At 40.2% G+C, this 18,970-nt stretch carries 21 protein-coding genes; 18 read left to right on the top strand and 3 right to left on the bottom strand.

Going from position 1 to position 18,970, the window contains the following annotated elements:
- Positions 1 to 6 precede the first annotated feature (6 nt).
- From ACS3UD_RS01210 to ACS3UD_RS01285, 16 genes are all read left to right on the top strand, one after another.
- Complete coding sequence (locus tag ACS3UD_RS01210; RefSeq protein ID WP_308138151.1) at positions 7 to 2,340, top strand: zinc ribbon domain-containing protein; 2,334 nt, start codon at positions 7 to 9, stop codon at positions 2,338 to 2,340.
- Positions 2,341 to 2,596: 256 nt separating this feature from the next.
- On the top strand, positions 2,597 to 2,980 hold the full coding sequence (locus ACS3UD_RS01215; RefSeq protein ID WP_308138149.1) for a hypothetical protein: 384 nt from the start codon (positions 2,597 to 2,599) through the stop codon (positions 2,978 to 2,980).
- Between the two features lie 13 nt (positions 2,981 to 2,993).
- On the top strand, positions 2,994 to 4,313 hold the full coding sequence (locus ACS3UD_RS01220; RefSeq protein ID WP_308138148.1) for a zinc ribbon domain-containing protein: 1,320 nt from the start codon (positions 2,994 to 2,996) through the stop codon (positions 4,311 to 4,313).
- A gap of 16 nt (positions 4,314 to 4,329) precedes the next feature.
- Positions 4,330 to 4,692, top strand: coding sequence for a zinc ribbon domain-containing protein (locus tag ACS3UD_RS01225; RefSeq protein ID WP_308138147.1), 363 nt, complete (start codon positions 4,330 to 4,332; stop codon positions 4,690 to 4,692).
- A gap of 1,054 nt (positions 4,693 to 5,746) precedes the next feature.
- Positions 5,747 to 6,124: a type II toxin-antitoxin system PemK/MazF family toxin gene (locus ACS3UD_RS01230; RefSeq protein WP_308138145.1), complete on the top strand. Its 378-nt coding sequence runs from the start codon at positions 5,747 to 5,749 to the stop codon at positions 6,122 to 6,124.
- Between the two features lie 49 nt (positions 6,125 to 6,173).
- Positions 6,174 to 6,335: an SHOCT domain-containing protein gene (locus tag ACS3UD_RS01235; RefSeq protein WP_308138144.1), complete on the top strand. Its 162-nt coding sequence runs from the start codon at positions 6,174 to 6,176 to the stop codon at positions 6,333 to 6,335.
- Between the two features lie 80 nt (positions 6,336 to 6,415).
- Positions 6,416 to 8,086: a recombinase family protein gene (locus tag ACS3UD_RS01240; RefSeq protein ID WP_308138143.1), complete on the top strand. Its 1,671-nt coding sequence runs from the start codon at positions 6,416 to 6,418 to the stop codon at positions 8,084 to 8,086.
- On the top strand, positions 8,031 to 8,954 hold the full coding sequence (locus ACS3UD_RS01245; protein ID WP_308138142.1) for a recombinase family protein: 924 nt from the start codon (positions 8,031 to 8,033) through the stop codon (positions 8,952 to 8,954). The genes ACS3UD_RS01240 and ACS3UD_RS01245 overlap by 56 nt, the downstream gene beginning before the upstream one ends.
- Positions 8,941 to 10,587, top strand: coding sequence for a recombinase family protein (locus ACS3UD_RS01250; protein ID WP_308138141.1), 1,647 nt, complete (start codon positions 8,941 to 8,943; stop codon positions 10,585 to 10,587). Before ACS3UD_RS01245 ends, ACS3UD_RS01250 begins: the two co-directional genes overlap by 14 nt.
- 319 nt (positions 10,588 to 10,906) lie before the next feature.
- A complete protein-coding gene (locus tag ACS3UD_RS01255) occupies positions 10,907 to 11,857 on the top strand; it encodes a hypothetical protein (RefSeq protein ID WP_308138140.1) in 951 nt (316 codons plus the stop codon).
- A 33-nt stretch (positions 11,858 to 11,890) separates the two neighbouring features.
- Complete coding sequence (locus ACS3UD_RS01260) at positions 11,891 to 12,562, top strand: hypothetical protein (RefSeq protein ID WP_308138139.1); 672 nt, start codon at positions 11,891 to 11,893, stop codon at positions 12,560 to 12,562.
- 106 nt (positions 12,563 to 12,668) lie between these two features.
- Positions 12,669 to 12,812 carry a hypothetical protein gene (locus ACS3UD_RS01265; protein WP_166083260.1) on the top strand — a complete coding sequence of 48 codons (144 nt, stop codon included), beginning with the start codon at positions 12,669 to 12,671 and terminating at the stop codon, positions 12,810 to 12,812.
- Positions 12,813 to 13,380: 568 nt separating this feature from the next.
- Entirely contained in the window at positions 13,381 to 14,010 is a 630-nt protein-coding gene (locus ACS3UD_RS01270; protein ID WP_308138137.1) for a TetR/AcrR family transcriptional regulator, read from the top strand.
- Positions 14,011 to 14,025: 15 nt separating this feature from the next.
- A complete protein-coding gene (locus ACS3UD_RS01275; protein ID WP_308138136.1) occupies positions 14,026 to 14,412 on the top strand; it encodes an FMN-binding protein in 387 nt (128 codons plus the stop codon).
- Between the two features lie 57 nt (positions 14,413 to 14,469).
- Positions 14,470 to 15,003 (top strand): flavodoxin domain-containing protein, encoded by a 534-nt coding sequence (locus ACS3UD_RS01280; protein ID WP_308138135.1) that lies wholly within the window; start codon positions 14,470 to 14,472, stop codon positions 15,001 to 15,003.
- Between the two features lie 267 nt (positions 15,004 to 15,270).
- A complete protein-coding gene (locus tag ACS3UD_RS01285; RefSeq protein WP_308138134.1) occupies positions 15,271 to 15,750 on the top strand; it encodes a GNAT family N-acetyltransferase in 480 nt (159 codons plus the stop codon).
- 272 nt (positions 15,751 to 16,022) lie between these two features.
- Here ACS3UD_RS01285 and ACS3UD_RS01290 read toward each other — a convergent pair whose 3' ends face one another.
- Genes ACS3UD_RS01290 through ACS3UD_RS01300 form a run of 3 tightly spaced genes read right to left on the bottom strand, consistent with a single transcriptional unit; the run spans position 16,023 to position 16,919 of the window.
- Positions 16,023 to 16,145, bottom strand: coding sequence for a hypothetical protein (locus ACS3UD_RS01290; RefSeq protein WP_440977715.1), 123 nt, complete (start codon positions 16,143 to 16,145; stop codon positions 16,023 to 16,025).
- Between the two features lie 17 nt (positions 16,146 to 16,162).
- The gene (locus tag ACS3UD_RS01295) at positions 16,163 to 16,777 is read right to left on the bottom strand and encodes a class I SAM-dependent methyltransferase (protein WP_308138132.1); all 615 of its coding nucleotides are present in this window, start codon (positions 16,775 to 16,777) and stop codon (positions 16,163 to 16,165) included.
- Positions 16,778 to 16,793: 16 nt separating this feature from the next.
- Positions 16,794 to 16,919 carry a transcriptional repressor gene (locus tag ACS3UD_RS01300; protein WP_440977758.1) on the bottom strand — a complete coding sequence of 42 codons (126 nt, stop codon included), beginning with the start codon at positions 16,917 to 16,919 and terminating at the stop codon, positions 16,794 to 16,796.
- Between the two features lie 240 nt (positions 16,920 to 17,159).
- Here ACS3UD_RS01300 and ACS3UD_RS01305 point away from each other — a divergent pair, with 240 nt between their 5' ends.
- Together ACS3UD_RS01305 and ACS3UD_RS01310 are read left to right on the top strand one after the other, a co-directional pair.
- On the top strand, positions 17,160 to 17,852 hold the full coding sequence (locus ACS3UD_RS01305) for a Crp/Fnr family transcriptional regulator (RefSeq protein ID WP_308138131.1): 693 nt from the start codon (positions 17,160 to 17,162) through the stop codon (positions 17,850 to 17,852).
- A gap of 284 nt (positions 17,853 to 18,136) precedes the next feature.
- A complete protein-coding gene (locus ACS3UD_RS01310) occupies positions 18,137 to 18,799 on the top strand; it encodes a Crp/Fnr family transcriptional regulator (RefSeq protein WP_308138130.1) in 663 nt (220 codons plus the stop codon).
- Positions 18,800 to 18,970: the final 171 nt, after the last annotated feature.

Raw genomic sequence — 18,970 nt, forward strand, 5'->3', positions numbered from 1 at the left:
GCAGATATGGGGAAATATTGTACGAATTGCGGCAATGAACTTCATACCGCCGCTCGCTTCTGCGCCAAATGCGGCGCAGCGGTGCTTGACGCGCCCGCGAATCCTGTCCCCGCAGCACAGCCGAAACCTGTGCCGCAGACGCAGACTAAAACCGAGGTGCAGCCTCAAGAATATACTCCGCCCGTTGCGGCGCCAAAAAGAAAAAGTGCCGCAGCACCGAAAAGAAACGGCGGGCGCAATACATTGTGCATCGGGCTTTCCGTATTGCTTGTCATACAGATCGCGGCGGTGGCGCTCTACGGCTGGCCGGGGTTTATGGTGAAGGACAGACCGCAAAAACTTGGCAACATCCGCGTCGAAAACGGCGTGGCGGAGCTTTCTGGAATGAGCGTGTATTTCGGCGGCGCATACGGCGGGGCGACGCTTGAAAATGCCAAAACCGCCCCTATCGACTTAGATGAGGGGGCTGTCTCCGTCGGTTATGAGCTGGCGTTTGCGGACATACCCGAGGGCGAAGTGACGCTGTCCGCGCCAATGCCGGATGATCTGACCCTTGCGGAAAATGAGCGTTTGTATCTCGATATCGGTTTTTCCATGCAGGACGAGACGGGCGAGAAGGTCATGGTTTACGACCATATCGTGGCCTCGGAGCAGGACGGAGAGCTGACCGCAAAGATAACCCCCTCAGGCTACGGCGAGCTGTCCGGCAACGTCTACTTGAAGGGCAAGGGCTTCGTTTCCCCGACCTACAGCGACAAAATGCGCTTTGACATCCAGTTCAAGGTCAAGCTCGTAAGCGCCTCGCAAAGCCAACGCTTCAATCTCATTTTTGACCGCTCGCGGTTTATGGCAACCACGGTGGAGCCGGGCGACGTAGAGGCGCTGCTCTCGCGTATGGAGCAGGTCTATGCGAAATACGGGGAGTTCGGCTTCGATATGTCGAGGCGCACCGAATGGCCTATGGATATCCATGTAACAACGCTAAAAAGCGCCGACGCCGCCACACCCACCTACGCGCAATATGTTTCAAGCTGGTGGGGCATTGACAGCGGTTACATGAATTTCAGCCGCCTGCTGTTTACGAATTTCAACCTCGATTCGGTCACGAGCATATTCGCACATGAGCTTATGCACTTTGTGCAGGAGTGCTATGTTACGACCCAGTATAAACGCCTCAATTGGCTGGACGAAGCGACGGCGGTATTTCTCGAAAAATATTTCGGCGGCACAGGCGATCACAGTGCCCGTCAATATGAGCTTTACGACGGCATATATCCTGCCTCCGACTCCGCGAGCGCCGGATACGCCCGCGGCGCGCTGGTCGCTTACTGGGCGAGCCGGGACGGCTGGTATGACGGCGCGGACGCCCTTTCCGGCAACGATAAGATGTCGGGACTAATCGACATCTATTCCACCGGCGGTTATTTGCAGGTGAGCAAATGGCAAAGCTGGATAGACGGCTGTGTGGGAGCACCCTCGGAATATGCAATAGATTTCTTCACAAAGCTCCTGATGGGCGAGGAGAGCGTCTGGGCGGAATATGCGTATAAGCCGTATATCCTCCACCAGACCATCGTAGAAAATGCAGGAAAATCCGCAAAAGACTTTTCCTCAAAGCTTGACCCCAACTATGCCGTATCACTTTTTACATCGGTGCTTTCACTGAAAGCCGATAAGCTCATCAGTGAGGATGGGCAGAAATTTGAGCTTAACGTTCCCGCCTGCGGTGCGAGAGTCGTTGCACTTGATATGACTGAAAAGGAACGGGAAAAGCTGGATAAGGATGCTGCAGTCAGCATTAGCGCCAAAAATGGCGAGGAGCTGGTGCTTTTGAAGTCGCTTTCAAAGGAGACGACGACTCAGCAAGGTACAACTGTTTCCGTCCCGGCATTTTCAAATTCATTGGAAAAGAAATATCGCTATCTGGTGTTAGTGGTAAACACTACGGATCGTGCAAAGACAATGGAACTTGTGATTGCAGCGGAAAAAGAACCGGAATTTGATGTTAAATGGTTTGAAGGTTACTGGTCTACGGACCCAGAATATGACTCGTATCCGGATGTAGGCATCAAGATATTGGACGGGAAAAATTGTGCATATTTTATCGGTATTATGAATAGAAAAATGGAACTTGACGAGGAAGATTACAGAACAAGCAGCTATATATTTGATTCGGCAGCACGAACATTAATCATTGAAAACTCTTACGGACAGCCGGGCGGTATTATGCTAATCGCACGCGACAAGTCTGAAGGCGATTATGGAGCGGATTATATAAAAGCAAGAAAAGGTGAAGGATACCAATATATGGCAATGGAAGATATAATTCGCATGAAATAAGTAAAGGTAAGGTAGTTATGCGCTGCCGCCGCAGTAGCCGGTACTGCCGCCGGTTATCCCGGCGCTATGGGACTCGCCGCCACAAGTCAGGGCTTTTACTCACGGTTTGCACAGTTCAGGGTGGTAAAAGCCGTGAGAAGGCAAAACCTGATACGGGTAAACGGCGGGTTTGTGCAAAACAGGATATACGCCCCGCCCGAGCAGTTCGATTTTATCCGGCAGTATATCATAACCCTCTGCCCGAAAGGAAAAATGTATGAATAGCAAACCGAAACGGATTCTTCTGCGGATTTCATCTGTACTGATGCTGCTTGCCGCCCTGCCCATGCTGCTGTGGTGCTTGAATCTCATTGACAATGCGGCGCTGGATTATACTTACGCCGGAGCTGGGTGCTTCGCGGCCGGAATCGTGTACATCTTCTCTATGGTAACGGCCATCGCGGGTCTGGCCTTTGCAGGGCTGCACCACCGATATCGCTGGTGCCGGACGCTTGGCTATATCCAACTGGCGGCGGGAGTGTTGCTGGTATATTCGCTTCGCTCCTATGCCACGATCACGTTACCGCCGCTTTTCCTATCGACCGTCCTGTATTTGGTCGGCGTGGGCTGGCGCGAGAAGCGGGATTGCGAACAACAATGAAAGGAGCGTTGAGATGACAAAGAAGAAAACGAGCAAAAGCATCCCCCTGCCCATCCTCATCCTGATTTACGCCGTGCTGCTGTTTGCCATGTATTTGAGCCTATCTACGCTGGCTCTGGCGATATGGGGCGACAGCGTAATGGGTACGGTGGACAGCTATGACAGCCGTCTGGACGACACAAAAGCGGAGCAAAACCGCTCCCGCACCGTTTCCAAGGGCTATTGGTTCATGGTAAACAGCAAGGAATACCGGGGTTATGTGATATATAGCAGCGACGAGGCGTGGCCGAGCTTGGATGAAGGTGAAACACGCTCCGAGCGCATCCGCTATCTGTCCTTCTTCCCCTACGTCAACAAACCCGCCATGTTGTGCGAATTCAGGGAGATGGGTGAGGTGGCGATCATTTACCATATCCTCGCCCCCATCGGTTATCTGCTTTTGCTGCTGCTTGTCATACGCACAGCCAGAGGCGGGAAAAAGAAGAAAACAGCGGCGAGGAAACCCGCCGCGCCTCAAATATTCGAAGTAAGGAGTGATACGGATATGTTTTGTCCCAACTGCGGAAACAAGCTGCCGGAGGGCGCGGTTTTCTGTTCGGGCTGCGGCGTAAAAACACAGGCCAGCGCCCCCGACGTGTGTACGGCCTGCGGCGCAAAGCTGCCGGAAGGAGCTGAATTTTGCATTGGGTGCGGCAAGGCGGTGAATTTGAGAACGCCGGAGCCGATGGAGGTAAGCCAAGCGGCATCTTCCGCTCCCTCACAGGGCGACGCGGGACTGGTCGGCTTTTCCGATAGGTGTAATTCGCCGGAGATACTGGCCGCCGCGCAGAAAAACAAAAAATCATCCATCGGCTGTATGTGGATATTGGTTTTCGTACCGCTCATCGGCTTTCCCATCGCTGGTCTGCTGATGGATGATTTCCCTTTTGGAGAATCGGCGGTCATAGGTGTCGGTATTGCCCTTGTGATGCTGATCATCAATGTATTTGCTCTACGAAGAGCCAAACTGCCCATGTGGGAGGGCATCGTCACCAACAAATTCAGCAAAGAGAAGTACGAGCATAAAGACGATGCGTCAAAAACTTATACGGAATACACGGTGGCAATCACTACCGATGCGGGTAAAAAAAAGACTATTGTTGAAAAAGACAGCAGGCGGGATATGTATGACTATCTGGATGTAGGCGACAAGGTGCGTTTTCATCCGAAGTTTGGTACATACGAGAAATACGATAAATCGAAAGACCGCATCATCTACTGCAACGTGTGTTCCATGATGAATCCCATACAGAATGATCGCTGCAAGCGGTGTAATAATCTGCTGTTCAAATAAAGAAGGAGGATCTGTAATGGAACAATTCAACACATTGCTGAAGGCGGCGGAATGCGCCGTAACACGCTGTAATAGCTGGAACTTTGCCACTTCCAATGATAGATACGACGTAAAAGGCTTGCTGGTGCTTGCTGAGACAAGCGACAGTGAAAATCCCATCGACGAGGACAGCTTTTATGTGGTATCGCCTGCCGGAGCCATCGGTTTATGCGAGGATGGCGAGGACATTGACTGGCTGTTTCTGACAGGCTCCAGTACAGATGAGGATTTACCCGCCACGCTTCAGACTGCTTCACAAATCAAATTCTGCTTGAAATGTGGAAACGGGGTTATTCTGGGCGCTCGCTTTTGCGGAGCCTGCGGCGTGAAACTTAATTAGAAACACGGAAGAACCGTTATAGACCAGAATAACGAAATGAATACAGCCAAATGCAAACCCATCAAAAGGTGGGACACAAAGCCTGCCCTCTCTCATGGGGGCGGGCTTTTGCGGTTTTTAAGGGATGATTCAGGCGACATAATACCAGCTTTTGCAACTCTCTGTGAAAAAAGGGTACTCCTATAAGCATTGTTTTCTGTTTTTATTTCTTTGCGAGAAAGACGGTGCAGTCCATATATACCGCCTTCTACCAATACAATTTTATATTGCTCTTATAAAAAAGTCAGTATTTTGCCAGGAGTGAAATACTAACTTTTTTTTCGCGAAGAAAACCTATGGAACGACCGTTTTCCAGAAACAGGGAAAAACAGTGTCAAACAGTAAACCATCAGCTACAGGAATCTTCACACTCGATTGAAACCAAAGATTGAAAAAATAAAAATATTTTTTGTAGACCCCCTCACGAAACCGGATTAGTAGTGAGGGGGTTATTTATACCCCAATTGTTCTTTGAAAACTTCATATCCGATAACCTAAATACTTTAGCTGACGGTGCTTTAAAAGGCAAAGCGACTTCCGAGGATGCGCCAAGACCACCTGTAGGATTTTAATGGGAAAATGAACCTACTATCTATCTTTTTTCTTTTCTGTTTTGTTAATTTCTTCCCATTTATAAACCTATCAAAGACGGCCAAATAAGGTGCTAAGCGGTACCCATCCGACGGTCAAACAGGCTGTAGCAGTCTGTTTCGCAATAATCCCGTCAGCCTATAATGATACTTCTGTCCAGTCACAGCCCCCCTTAAATGGGGGATCACGCAATGAGGGCAGTCGGCGGAGATCCCGGCGAGGGTGAAAGTCCCATGATGCGGTATAGCTAACCGCAGTTTAGGTTATTGCCATTAGTGCTTGGGAAGTAGTGTCGAATTAAGCACATAGAAAAAAACTTAATGTCAGAAGCCATGCAAACCGCTCTGTATACGTAAACAGAGTAATCACAAGCAGAGCGGTTTGTATTTTTGTGCCATTAAGCAGATAAAAGGAGGTGAACATTTTGCAGGAACAAAAAAGAATTATAAGACGTGGAGATGTTTTCTATGCTGATTTAAGTCCAGTTGTGGGCTGTGAGCAGGGTGGTATCCGACCCGTGCTTATTATACAGAATGATATAGGAAACCGTTACAGCCCCACGGTCATTGTCGTAGCTATAACCAGCAAGCTTAAAAAGGAGCTGCCCACTCATGTGGAAATTGGGTGTATGGAGCCGTTACAGAAAAATTCGGTGGTACTGCTGGAGCAGATACGCACTATTGATCGCATCCGGCTTTTGGAATACATAGGAAGCCTAAGTGAGTTGCGGATGAATTCAATTGACCAGGCATTGTCTCTTAGTTTAGGGCTAACAACGGCTAAAGTTATACGGACAAAATAATGCGGTTATGAAAAGGAAAAATCACATTAGATACAGGGAGGATATATTTATGTCAAAGGAACAAACAGCTAATGAAGTAAAATATAAAATCACATTGAAGTACTTGGGAATTCTGCTTCGTAACGGCCTAATAACCAATGAAGAATATGAAGAAATCGATGCTTTGAACCGCCAGACCTTTCTTCCCCAACTTGCAAAAGTATATGTGTAATAACAGTAGCTATTCTAAAACTTGTGTGGTAATGTGTGTTGCTAACAGAGGAAAAATCTGTTAGAAAGGAGGAAACGATCATGGCGGGCAAGCAGAAAAAAGTAAAAAAGATAACAAAAATAAACCCTGTAAAACCTCAGGTAATGATGCAGCTTCAGCCTACAAAACGCGTCTGCGCCTACTGCCGTGTCAGTACGGATTCCAGAGAACAACAGAATTCATTTATTGCACAGACAGCCTATTACGAAGAACTGATTAGCAAAAGAAGTGATTGGCAGTATGTCGGGGTTTATGCGGATGAAGCACGAAGTGGAACGAAGCTGCAAAAAAGAGATGACTTTTTGCGCATGATAAAAGATTGTGAAGCAGGAAAAATAGATATGATCATCACAAAATCGGTAACCCGCTTTGCAAGAAATACCGTTGACAGTATAAAGGCAATCCGTAAGCTAAAACTGCTTGGCATTGCAGTGTTTTTCGAGAAAGAAAATATCAACACCTTATTCGAAAGCAGTGAGATGCTCTTGACCATCTTAAGCTCTCTGGCACAAGGAGAGGCAGAAAGCATTTCAACCAACAATAAATGGGCAGCAATTAAACGGTTTCAAGACGGCAGCTTTAAAATAGGAACACCCGCCCTCGGATATATTAAAGATGGAGGGGGTGAGCTGGTTATTGATGAACAGGAGGCAGAAACCGTCCGCTATATTTTCAAACAGTATTTAAACGGCAAAGGCTCCTATGTTATTGCAAGGGAATTGACTGAGAAAGGAACACAAACCATTCGAGGCGCTGAAAAATGGTCAGATGGAGTGATAAAGGAAATTCTTCTTAACCCAATCTATACAGGAAACTTAATATTGCAAAAGACATTTACTACTGAGGTAATCCCCTTCAAGCGAAAAAGAAATAAGGGTGAGCTACCTCAGTATTTTATTTCTGAGAATCATGAACCCATCATCAGTGCGGAGGAAGCGGAAGCGGTTAAGGAAATTTATGAATACCGTCGTAAGCAGATGAAAACTGATACTACAAAATCGCTGAACAGATATGCTTACAGCAGTAAGATTATATGCGGGGAATGCGGAAAGGTGTTTAGAAGGCAGAAAATTTATATCGGGAAGACTTATGAGAAAGTGCAATGGTCTTGTATCCAGCATATCGAGGATAAAGAAAAATGCAGTATGGTAGCAATTAGGGAGGATATTATACAAGAAGCATTTACCCTGATGTGGAATAAGCTCTCCGGCAATTACCTGGAAATCCTTTCTCCCATGCTGGAATCTTTACGAAAGTTGCGTGCAGATGAACAGCAGGAAAAGGACATCAGAGAGTGTAATGAAAAAATAATGGAACTGTCGAAGCAGAGTCATATCTTAAGCGGTGTAGCTGCAAAGGGATATCTTGACTCTGCTATTTTTATAGAGAAACAGACTGCCCTGCAAATAGAGTTGGATGCCATGCGAAAAAAGAGGAAAGCCCTGCTTGATGACAGTGGGTTTGAAACAGAGATTTTTTATACTGAACAGCTTATAGGACTGTTGGAAAACAATCCGGGGATACAGGATACATACCGTGAGGATTTGTTTTTAGAAACAGTGGATCAGATTATTATAAAGGAAGGAAAGACTGTAACCTTCCGACTAAAGAATATGCTGGAATTTTCAGAAGCCTGTGGAAAGGAGGATAACAAAGATGCAAAGACATACACCGATAGGGTTCCGGATGCGAAACGGAAAGATATATGTTGAAGAAGAAAAAGCAAAGGTAGTAAGAAAGGTTTTTGTTGATTATCTTTCGGGGCTCTCTACCTATGCAATAGCAAAGGAACTTACAGCAAAGGGATTTCCAAATGCAAACAACAAACCATCCTGGAACCATGGCTCTGTCGGCAAGATTTTAGAAAACATAAAGTATTTGGGCGATGAGATGTATCCGCAGATGATAGAAACAGAAATTTTTGAACAGGTACAGAACCGAAGGCAAGAGCAACGTAAAAAACTCGGAAGGGTTATGCAGCCAAATAGCATGAACAATCAAAGCTCATCCAGTGGCAGACTTTGGTGCGGCGAGTGCGGAGAGGTATTCAGAAAATATATAGAGAATAGTGGCAAACCCTCTGAAAAAAGCAAATGGAAGTGCAAGCATTATATTTATAAAAACAGAGTTCGTTGCAACTGTGGGGTAATTACAGATGAACAGATCAAAGAAGTTTTTATTCTTGCGGTAAACAAGGTAATAAGAACTCCTTCTTTGCTGCAGAAAAAACAAAGAGAGATTCCAAAGTGTTATTCACCAGAATTTCGGAAGCTTGATCAAAAGATTAAAGACATGGAAGCAGACGAACAATTTTCCTCCAAAGAGCTGGCGACGATGATTTTCCAAAGGGCAGCACTCCTTTATCAAACTGCACAGGTGCATGACTACGAACATCATACGAAAAACATAATGCAAGCCCTTTCAGGCAGGGAACAGCAAACCGAATTTAATGAAGAATTATTTTTACAGACAGTCAAAAAACTGGTCATCTATAAAGATGGACGAGTTGAAATAGAATTTATTAATGGACTGATTGTCCATGAAACTTATAGAAAGGGGGATAAATATGCAAGCAGTTAAAAAGAAAAATGTATCTATCATACCTTCACAACCAGCATATGACAGGAGCATCAAGGTACAGTTAAAAGCATTAAGGGTTGCAGCTTACTGTAGAGTCAGCACTTTGCTGGAACAGCAGGAAAGCAGTTACGATGCTCAGATATCTTATTATACAGAGAAAATTCAGCAGAATCCAAACTGGAAACTGGCGGGCATTTACGCAGATGACGGGAAGTCTGCAACCAATATGAAAAAAAGAGATGACTTTAACTCCATGATTGATGACTGCATGGCAGGAAAAATCGACTTAATATTGACTAAATCAGTCAGCCGTTTTGCAAGAAATACAGTAGACTCCCTGCAAACCATAAGAAAACTGAAGGAGAAAAATATCGGCATCATTTTTGAAAAGGAAGGCATCAATACACTGGAGGCGACAGGCGAACTTTTAATCACCATCTTAAGCAGCCAAGCACAAGAAGAAAGCCGTAACTTAAGTGAAAACACACGCTGGGGAATCGCAAGAAAATATGAAAATGGTGTAGTGCTAGTCAATCACAAAAAGTTTTTAGGATACACAAAAGATGAGGATGGCGAGCTGGTCATCGTACCGGAACAAGCGAAGCTTGTCAGAAGAATCTATCGTCTTTATCTTGAGGGGCTTAGCACACAGCAGATAGCGAATACCTTTATGGAAGAAGGTATCAAGACAGTGACTGGAAAGGATAAATGGCATGATACTGTCATCGCAAAGATACTCCAGAACGAAAAATACATGGGCGATGTACTGCAACAAAAGACATATACGGTGGATTTTCTTACAAAAAAGAGGGTAAAAAATGACGGCATCGTGCCTCAGTATTATATTGAGGATAACCATGAAGCAATTATCCCAAAGGAGCTTTTTTACCAAGTGCAAGAAGAAAGAGCAAGGCGAGCAAGCCTTCATAAGCCGTCCATTGCCAGGCGAGCTAAAAAAGAAAAAAGTAAGTACAGTTCTAAATATGTACTCTCAGACATTCTTGTCTGCGGAGAATGCTCCCACCCTTATCGAAGGCAGACCTGGTCAAGGAATGGAAATCTTACTCCCGTGTGGCGATGTGAAAGCAGATTATTAAATGGAACAAAAAAATGCAAGCATTCCGCCACCTTGAAAGAAAAACCCCTACAGGAAGCAATTATGAAGGCTGTGGATAGTGTAGTTGAAAATCAAAGGGAGCTTGTAGGAGCATTCAGGGAGAATGTGATCCGGGTGATCGGTAACTACACAACAAAAAACATAAAAACAGAGTTTGATGAGGAAATTAACAAACTGCAAAAGCAGCTCCTTAACTTAATCGAAGAAAATGCAAAGCAAGGAGCCGTCAATGAAGATTTTGATGAGCAGTATAGAAAAATTGCAGAAGAAATACAATCCCTTAAGATGAAAAAATTAAAGCAGGCAAGGGAACAGAAGTTGGCCGATGATTATGAGCAAAGGGTGGATGGAATGGACTCTTGCCTTGGCAGGGTAAGCTGCAGGGTCGGAGAGTTTGATGAGAATTTAATCAGACGCTTGATACTTAGAATCAAGGTAATAAATGAATCCAAAATTGAAATCCACTTTAAATATGGCATCATTATGGAACAAGAAATTTCGTTTTATGAAGATTAATACGATGATGAAGGCCTTAATGGATGCTCCGGTGTGTAGAATTAGGCAGGGGTGGGGTTCCCACTCCTGCTGAAAACTACTAAGACTAAAATCCTCGGTCCGCTGAGGGTTTTACTGTTAGTAGTTTTTTCTTTACAAATAATACATCGAGATATGGTAATTATTGTGTTATAATTAATATGGAAATAGTGTAATAAGATTTATCCGTTATAGATTTCAATAAAGCAATTGCGGACATTATCTTTAGAATATTGATTTAATTTTAGTCAAATAAGTTGCGATAATTGTCATTACAGGTGCAAAACTATGAGGTGGAAAAATGGGATTATTTGATATATTCAAAAAGAAAACCAAAGAAAGGAGTTTAGTACCCACAGCACAGGAAGCGTTATTAAAGCAGACAGCTACTATACCTGATTCAGAGAAGAAATATTATCAGCCGGATTCCTATTATAAGGCAAAATCACACGATGGAACACCTTTTGAAAGTGAAGTAGTATCTTTTGAACAGAGGAAAAATACGTCTATTCCATCTAATAACGGATTGTACGTTCCTGAAATCTTGATGCTTCATTTTTGTAAGAAATATCCTAATCCCAAGGGAGGATACCCCGGGTATTGGTGGTATAAATATGGCATTCGGGATGTAGGTTCTGTTTATGAATCCTTAGTGGATCGTGGTTTCCTAATTATTAATGATAAAACAGGTAAATACGAGCTTACAAATCTCGGTAAAACTGAACTTGAAGAGAATGCATATGTACCGTATATGCACCGTCACAGCAAATATACTACATTTACCGTATGGGATTTGAATCAATTGTTAGGCACTGGCAATAAAAGCAATTATATGGAAATCATAGAGAAAAAACATGCTGATATTGATAACGGAAATGAAGATAGCAATAAGTCTTTCATGAAAGAATTGAAAGTGATTGATCCGGAAGGCTATAGGTTGTTGAAAAGTCAGGACAAGCAGATAAAAGCTGTTCAGGCTACTGATGAGAAGTATGCTGAAGATAAAGATATTGATTGGATTATCAACTTTTGGGAGGAAATATGGAAGGATGGTGGTCCCAAGTTTGAAGGCTCTGGATGGATGTTCAGGCTGCCGGATTTGTACATCAAGGCCAAAAGATATGATGATGCTATAGCCATTGTGCAAAAAATAAAGAAAACCAAGGGGTCTTACTATTCAAATAAGGCTAACAGCTATATTACCAAAATCGAGGAACGCAGAGCAAAGGAAGCTACAAAGAAAATTAAGTAATGTGGTGCAAGAAATAAAGGAGGTGTGCCGACTATGATGATAAGTCCAGAAAACTATTGTGAAGAGTATCTAAGAGAAAAGGATGCTAAGCAAATCTTATCCATTATCCGTGGATTAAAAAACGAAATGGGTCATTTAAAGAATATCATGGAACATCCGGATTATGGCACTGAGTCAAAAGTGTGCCCAAGTGAATCAGTCAGATTATCGTGCACCCGTGAATACCTTGAACGAGCAAAACAGGCACTTGTCGAAGTGGGCGGCACCTACAACCCTTCGCGAACGGAACTTCGCACATTGGATTTTATAAGCAATGTTAACCATATCAGCAAGTTTACATTTTCCATTGGAGGATTCTTCGGTGGATATAATACATACATTGCTGACTTATCTGGCAATGAACTAAAATTTGAATCAAAACAAGGAGAGGCTTCAACACCGATGAAGGTTTTCAATAAAGATGGTGAGCCTCTGACAAAGGAAAGTTTTCTCGAAGGAATTCGAAAGCTGCATATGGGAGAATGGAAGAGAAGCTATTCCCCGGAGCGTTTTGGCCACATGGTTTTAGACGGTACACAATGGGAAATTGAAATTGAATATGACAACGGACACAGGAAGGTTCGTTTTGATGGGGATAATTCTTATCCATACAATTTCTTCGATTTGCAGGCTTTGTTTGGTGTCGAGGAAGATTGTGAGAACTAGTTATTAATTTGAAACAGTGTCATCAATAAAGGTTAATAACGAGTTCGATGATTGTGATGAAATCAACGGAAGGGAGTGTGAGAAAATGCAAATGTGTGGGAACTGCATGAAAGTTTATGATGAATCTGAATATGCAAAATGCCCGTTTTGCTCTAATGACAAAGATGAATATACGCATGTTATAGTTTTTGATAAAGATGCTGGTGTGGCAAAATCAGTACCAAAGAAAGATGCACATCTTTATGAATGAACAATTAGTTGGTTGTATTAAAAACTGCTAAGACTAAAACCTTCAGTGCTCTGAGGGTTTTATTGTTGGCAGCTTTTATCTTTGTTAAATCAAATGTCAAAAACAAGAGTTGCCATGTTATAATTAGCAAAACTATTTTGTAAAAACAAGTGTTTAGCGCTGGAGTTATTGGAAATATACCCTGACGCCAAGGGGGTACCAGGCCCGATGGTCATCAGAATTGCAGCAACAAGGCACGTTGAGGTAGCTGTGTTGATAGAGAAGGAATAGATTGGAATTGCTGGTTTTTTAGAAGATTTTGATAAAAATATAGTGTGTTTTTATTCCCTTAGACTATAGGTTTAAGGGAATTTATCTTTAAAAACTATTGTGTACATAAAAGCAAGATTGCAAGGATGAGGATATTGGTTTTAATTAAGGAATCTCTCCTAGAGAAGTAGTAGAATGGGCTGACTAATGCTTTATACCTAATTTTTATTTTGACAATAATCATGTTAAGTGTTATATTTTAGTTATTGAACATCGTACAATAATTAAATGGTGTTAAACAAGAACAAGGAGTGAAACAATGACTATAGAAAAAAGAAGAGAACGAGAGGTAGAGGAAATGAAGGAGCTTATCCTTTCAGCAGCAAGTGACATCATAGCTTCTGAGGGATTTGATAAACTGTCGATTAGAAAAATTGCTAAAAAAATTGAATATTCTCCTTCTATAATTTATCATTATTTCGATGATAAGGAAGAAATATTGAATGTTGTAATGCAAAGAGGCTATAAAAAAATAGTATCAGCAGTATCTTCTATGAAAATAGAGAGTAGCACACCTGAAGAAAAATTAATAAAAATGACCCAAAATTATATAAAAGTAGCATTAAGTATGCCAGAAGAATTTATGGCAGCCCAGTTAAACCAATCAAAAGTGGCATTAAAACATACTTCTTTATTATTTGAAGGTGCCTCAAAAGAAAAGCCAGCTTTGTCCGCACTATACCAATGCTTAAAAGAAATATATAAGGATAAAGATGTAGATGAAAATACAATTGAATTGATCGCTCAAATGATTGTAGTATCGACCTTAGGTCTTATTTTCAAGATCATAATAGAAAAAGACATTGGTGATGAACAAAGAGATAATTTGATTAGCTTTTATTCAAATGAAATAGTATTAAGAATAGCTAATGGAAATACATTAAATTAGGAAGGGTGGAGAGAATTGAAGGGGATATTCAAAATAATAATTGCAATATTATGTGCATTTATACTGGTTTTTGCAAGTGGAATATTTTATCTATCTCGAGGACTTAGAGAGGGAAGGATTATTGAAGTAAACGGAATAAATATATCAGATCTAAATGATGGGGTATATAGTGGAAAATATAATGCTGGAAGATGGTCAAATCTGCTCAATGTTACAGTAAGGGACCATAAAATAACAAAAATTAATATAGAAGATGATGTTACTTTTGCAAAGTCTGATGTAAGTGTTGAGTTATTCAATAAAGTTATTGAAGCGCAAAATACTAAAGTAGATGCAATATCACAAGCCACAGTGACATCTAAAGCTTATCTTAAGTCAATAGAAAATGCATTAAATAATTAAAATTGGGACAATTAAATGAATGTATTAAGTAAATATAAAGATGAGGAGTGAAAATATATGAATAATATAGCTATAGTATATAAGTCTAAATATGGTAGTACTAAAAGGTATGCTCAGTGGATAGCTGAAGAAGCTAAAGCAGATTGTTTTGAATGCTCAGAAATAGAAGTTAAGAAACTAAAGGAGTATGATACTATTATTTATGGTGGTGGATTGTATGCAAGTGGAATTGCTGGAATTTCCATCATAACTAAAAACTTTGAAATTTTAAAAGATAAAAAAATAATAGTTTTTACTGTCGGGCTGGCTTCAACTGATAAAGAGGAGGTTTTTCTTCCCATTATAGAAAAAAACTTTTCAAAAGAGATGCGTGATAATATAAAGTTTTTTCATTTACGAGGTGGAATTAATTATAAGAAGTTAGGAATAATTCATAAATCCATGATGGCAATGCTGAAAATTATAATTTCTAAGAAGGGTTCTGATGAATTATCTGATGATGATAGAGAACTTTTAGCTACATACGGAAAAAAAGTAGATTTTACTGATAAAAATATGATAAAACCATTATTATCATTTTTGGAAAGTTAAAGATATTAATAAAACCTTAATTAATAACCTATATAAATATAAAACTTTCAGTACATTAGAATCAAAAATTATAAGTGACCAAAATGTGTATTGGTAGATATTGTAATGCAAAAATTATATCCCCCCTTGGCGGAAGGGTATATTTGTGAACTTAACTATGAATAAAACAGTGGCAAGAATTATTTCAAGAAGCTTGTATTACGGTTTTTAATTACATTACCAATGTTACAAATAAAATGAACCGATTGGAGAAGGAGATCATATGATATGTTTGTTTTGCGTAGATTAAAAAATGAAGATGTGGTTATTGTGAAAAAATGGCTTGAGAAAGAGTATGTTGCAAAATGGTTTGGTGATGAGTCTGAGTGGTTGTATGAAATCGAGCACCGGGAGGACGAATTTGATTTCATCAAACATTTTATTGTGGAGGAAGATGGTGTGCCGATTGGTTTCTGTCAGTACTACGATTGGAAGAAGGCGTTTAAGGAAGATTGTGAACCAGCAGGAACCTATGGAATTGACTATATGATTGGTGAAGAGCACCTCTTAGGAAAAGGTCTTGGGAAAAAATTAGTTAGACTGATATGTGATAAGCTAATTGAAGACCAACCTGATGCCATTCAGTTAGTCGCTGATCCAACAATCGAAGAAGAAAGAGTAAATGTAGCTTCAATTAAGGTATTGGAGACAAATGGATTTCGATACGACAAGGAGACAGAGATTTATAAAAAGCTGTTGATTGTTTAGGATTTGGTTTCACTTGATTGAATTTGTCATTACTGAAATGGGAGTATAAAATGACAAGCCCCTTAATTATTCAGCAAGATATTCAGCCTTTAAGGGGATACCAGGTCCTTACGCCATCATTTTTGTCACCTCAAGACACGTTGAGACGTGTGTACTTTTGTCCCACAAAAACCCACAAACATCTCCACCGTCTTTATAAACCGGAAAATTAAATAAAATTGACTTCAAAGGCAACTCTGCCTCGTCACATGGAAAAATCTATATTTCTTTGATTAACGAAGAAATATAGATTTTTTCTCTTCATCGCTGATTTTATCAACTCTTGCCTCGCCGCCGTTTTCATTCAGCTCCAATATTATTTTCAAATAGTTTTCCAAAGCAGGAGTAATTATCATTGTGATTACCCGTACTTTCATTGACTTAAAGCAAATATCACCATATAATTGGAGCCCAAATCAATATAATCTGTTTTTGAAAAACCAAACTTAACAAGGCCTTTTTCAAGCTCATTAGGTGAGATTCTAGCTTGTATAGGAGGGCCAAATGAACTATTTTCTTTCTTGCATTCAATAACAGCAAGTTTACCTCCTGACTTTAATACCCGCTTAACTTCAGCAAATAGGCGGTCAGTTTCTGTTTTAAAATCCATTATATGAAGTACAGTAGCAATCAAACAAACATCCATACTGTCATCAGAGAGGTTAATTTTCTTACGAATATCTGAAACCACGGGATGGATATTATGAATTCCCCGTGTCATAGCATCTTCGCAAATTTTATCTAACATTTCCTGCCATAGATCTACCGCATATATGTTTCCGGTTTCTCCGACTATTCCAGCCGCATGAATGGAATAATCTCCGGCACCACAACCTAAGTCTAAAAGTGTATCGCCTTGTTTTAGGGCTAATTTCTCAAATACAAGATCGCAATCCTGCATATGGAAGCTGCTGGGTCCACGGCGCGATCTGTTATTTCGGCAATGCTGCTCTTGTCTATGCCCGTTGTTGCAATTTTTACTATTCATTGATTTTTCCTCCTAATTAAAGATAGCTTTCTTTAGAGTCGATGATCTGAAATCGCATGCAGCTATCATCCAGCAATATGTGATGTACAAGTCCAAGCTTTTCAAACAGCTGCAGGGTACGGTAAACTGTTGCAAGCCCTATTCCGGGATAAGCTTTTTTTCATCCCGAATAATCTCGAGTATTGCCTTTCTCTGTGCTGTCAGCTTATATCCGTATGTATGAATAATTTTCTTGAATTCTATTGTATTGACGTCCAAAGCATTATCACCTCCAAACTACAATTGCGCATCATTTTACATTACATTTGTATTATAGTATACTAAATCCATATAAAGAGTATCTTGAGATACACTATTTGCAAAATTTATAAAGGAGATTAAAATGAATCATAAATTATTTGCACTTCAAAAATGTACTTTGTTTAAGAATAAGAGTTTTGATGAAATTGAAGCTTTGCTATTAAAAATCAATTTTAGGGAAGAAAATATAGCCGAAAATGAAATCATTTTTTCGCCTGTCCAAAATGCGAATAGAATAGGAATTTTACTTTCAGGAGCAGTGGATGTTCAGAAGATTTTCCCCAATGGCAAGGTGGTTATTATTGAAAGGAAAAGAGATTCTGAAGTGATTGGAGAATCTTCTATTTTTTCAAAATATGAATATTATCCTGATAATATCTGTGCATGTAAACCTACAAAAGTTTTATTTATAACAAAATCTGATTTACTGCGACTTTTTGCGCTTGATAGCCAATTTATGCTTAATTTTCTTGAATCGACTTCAAATTCAACATTGATGTTAAAACATAAAATCGGCATATTGTCATTAGATTCCATCCAGGAGAAGATCGCCGGATATTTGGTTCATTACCTTCAGCACGAAAGCGAGGACAAAAATACAAATATAGTTATACTTCCTTTCTCAAAAAAAGCTTGGGCGGAGTATATGGATGTCTCAAGAACTTCTCTATCAAGAGAACTGCGAAAGCTGGAAGCTCAAGGTATACTATCGTTTCAAAAAAGAACAATAACGGTAATGGATATTAACCGATTAAGTAAAATAATTTCTTTATAAATAGATAAAAAAAATGCAATAGCTTTAGCTCCAAATCCGTCGGTTTTGTTATTAGATGAACCTTTTAGTAATTTAGCTGGGAATTACAGGCTAAAATTAGGGAATAATTAAAAAGTATAATAAAACAAGCGGGTATCACATCTATTTTTGTCACCCATGATAGAGAAAAAGCAATTGCAAATAAAGTTGTTATCCTAAAAGCAGGACAAATAGATATAGTTTCCTGCTTTGAAGAAACAAACGAATTATATTTAAAAACAAATGAAATTTAAGGAGAATGCTAGATGAAATATGAAAATGAAGTTTTTCATAATAAAGTTGTTCAATTATTTTTAGAAAACAATTCTAATAAGTGGAAGAACAGTAGTAATGAATTGATTTTCAAAAAAGGTGAATATATTACTGTACCAGAGAAACTAGAGAATGACGTTTTTATTATCAAGGAAGGAAATGCAAGTAAATTTCATATTCATATAGATGGAAAAGAGTGTATTATTGGATTGTTGTGTGTTGGAGATTTTATAGGCTTAATGGATGTTTTTACTTTAAAGGAAAACAGAGAGTTTGTAAGAGCTTTGACAGATGTAACGGTTGTTGCAGTTTCTAAACAAGAAATTAGAAAGTTTGTTGAGGAAAATCCATCAGTAGCAATGGTTTTGCTGAATTATATCTCGGAAAAATATTTGGATATGGTTGAAATTTTGGAGCAAATCGGTTATGGAACAATTAAAAGCCGAATTGTCTTTTTATTAAAAAGTTTGAGTGATCCGCAGGAAGATGATAACGGGTGGCATCCCATTCCGGTTTCTATTGCGCATAAAGATATAGCTGGTATGATTGCTTCGACTCGAGAGACGGTAACAGCAACGCTTAATAAACTTTCGAAAGAGAAGGTAATCCGTCACCACGATGGTAGACTCTGGATTCAAATGCAGGAAGAAAATTGAAGTGTTATACATTATAATTGAGGTGTCATTGCTAACTGTCTTTATATTTAAGTTTATTCAGTATGATAGTAGCAAAAAAATTTAAATATTTACTTGAAATGTAAGCTGCATTACATACATAGGCAGCATCTAATGTTAAAATTTCAATTGTAAAAAACTTAGCTGTTGGAG

This window comes from Sedimentibacter sp. LTW-03, assembly GCF_052059825.1.
Classification (GTDB): Bacteria; Bacillota; Clostridia; order Tissierellales; family Sedimentibacteraceae; genus Sedimentibacter.

Bases quoted from the DNA above. Each gene is read 5' to 3' on its own strand.
- ACS3UD_RS01210 (WP_308138151.1), top strand. From the start codon at position 7: ATGGGGAAATATTGTACGAATTGCGGCAATGAACTTCATACCGCCGCT.
- ACS3UD_RS01215 (WP_308138149.1), top strand. From the start codon at position 2,597: ATGAATAGCAAACCGAAACGGATTCTTCTGCGGATTTCATCTGTACTG.
- ACS3UD_RS01220 (WP_308138148.1), top strand. From the start codon at position 2,994: ATGACAAAGAAGAAAACGAGCAAAAGCATCCCCCTGCCCATCCTCATC.
- ACS3UD_RS01225 (WP_308138147.1), top strand. From the start codon at position 4,330: ATGGAACAATTCAACACATTGCTGAAGGCGGCGGAATGCGCCGTAACA.
- ACS3UD_RS01235 (WP_308138144.1), top strand. From the start codon at position 6,174: ATGTCAAAGGAACAAACAGCTAATGAAGTAAAATATAAAATCACATTG.
- ACS3UD_RS01240 (WP_308138143.1), top strand. From the start codon at position 6,416: ATGGCGGGCAAGCAGAAAAAAGTAAAAAAGATAACAAAAATAAACCCT.
- ACS3UD_RS01245 (WP_308138142.1), top strand. From the start codon at position 8,031: ATGCAAAGACATACACCGATAGGGTTCCGGATGCGAAACGGAAAGATA.
- ACS3UD_RS01250 (WP_308138141.1), top strand. From the start codon at position 8,941: ATGCAAGCAGTTAAAAAGAAAAATGTATCTATCATACCTTCACAACCA.
- ACS3UD_RS01255 (WP_308138140.1), top strand. From the start codon at position 10,907: ATGGGATTATTTGATATATTCAAAAAGAAAACCAAAGAAAGGAGTTTA.
- ACS3UD_RS01260 (WP_308138139.1), top strand. From the start codon at position 11,891: ATGATGATAAGTCCAGAAAACTATTGTGAAGAGTATCTAAGAGAAAAG.
- ACS3UD_RS01265 (WP_166083260.1), top strand. From the start codon at position 12,669: ATGAAAGTTTATGATGAATCTGAATATGCAAAATGCCCGTTTTGCTCT.
- ACS3UD_RS01270 (WP_308138137.1), top strand. From the start codon at position 13,381: ATGACTATAGAAAAAAGAAGAGAACGAGAGGTAGAGGAAATGAAGGAG.
- ACS3UD_RS01280 (WP_308138135.1), top strand. From the start codon at position 14,470: ATGAATAATATAGCTATAGTATATAAGTCTAAATATGGTAGTACTAAA.
- ACS3UD_RS01285 (WP_308138134.1), top strand. From the start codon at position 15,271: ATGTTTGTTTTGCGTAGATTAAAAAATGAAGATGTGGTTATTGTGAAA.
- ACS3UD_RS01290 (WP_440977715.1), bottom strand. From the start codon at position 16,145: ATGATAATTACTCCTGCTTTGGAAAACTATTTGAAAATAATATTGGAG.
- ACS3UD_RS01295 (WP_308138132.1), bottom strand. From the start codon at position 16,777: ATGAATAGTAAAAATTGCAACAACGGGCATAGACAAGAGCAGCATTGC.
- ACS3UD_RS01305 (WP_308138131.1), top strand. From the start codon at position 17,160: ATGAATCATAAATTATTTGCACTTCAAAAATGTACTTTGTTTAAGAAT.
- ACS3UD_RS01310 (WP_308138130.1), top strand. From the start codon at position 18,137: ATGAAATATGAAAATGAAGTTTTTCATAATAAAGTTGTTCAATTATTT.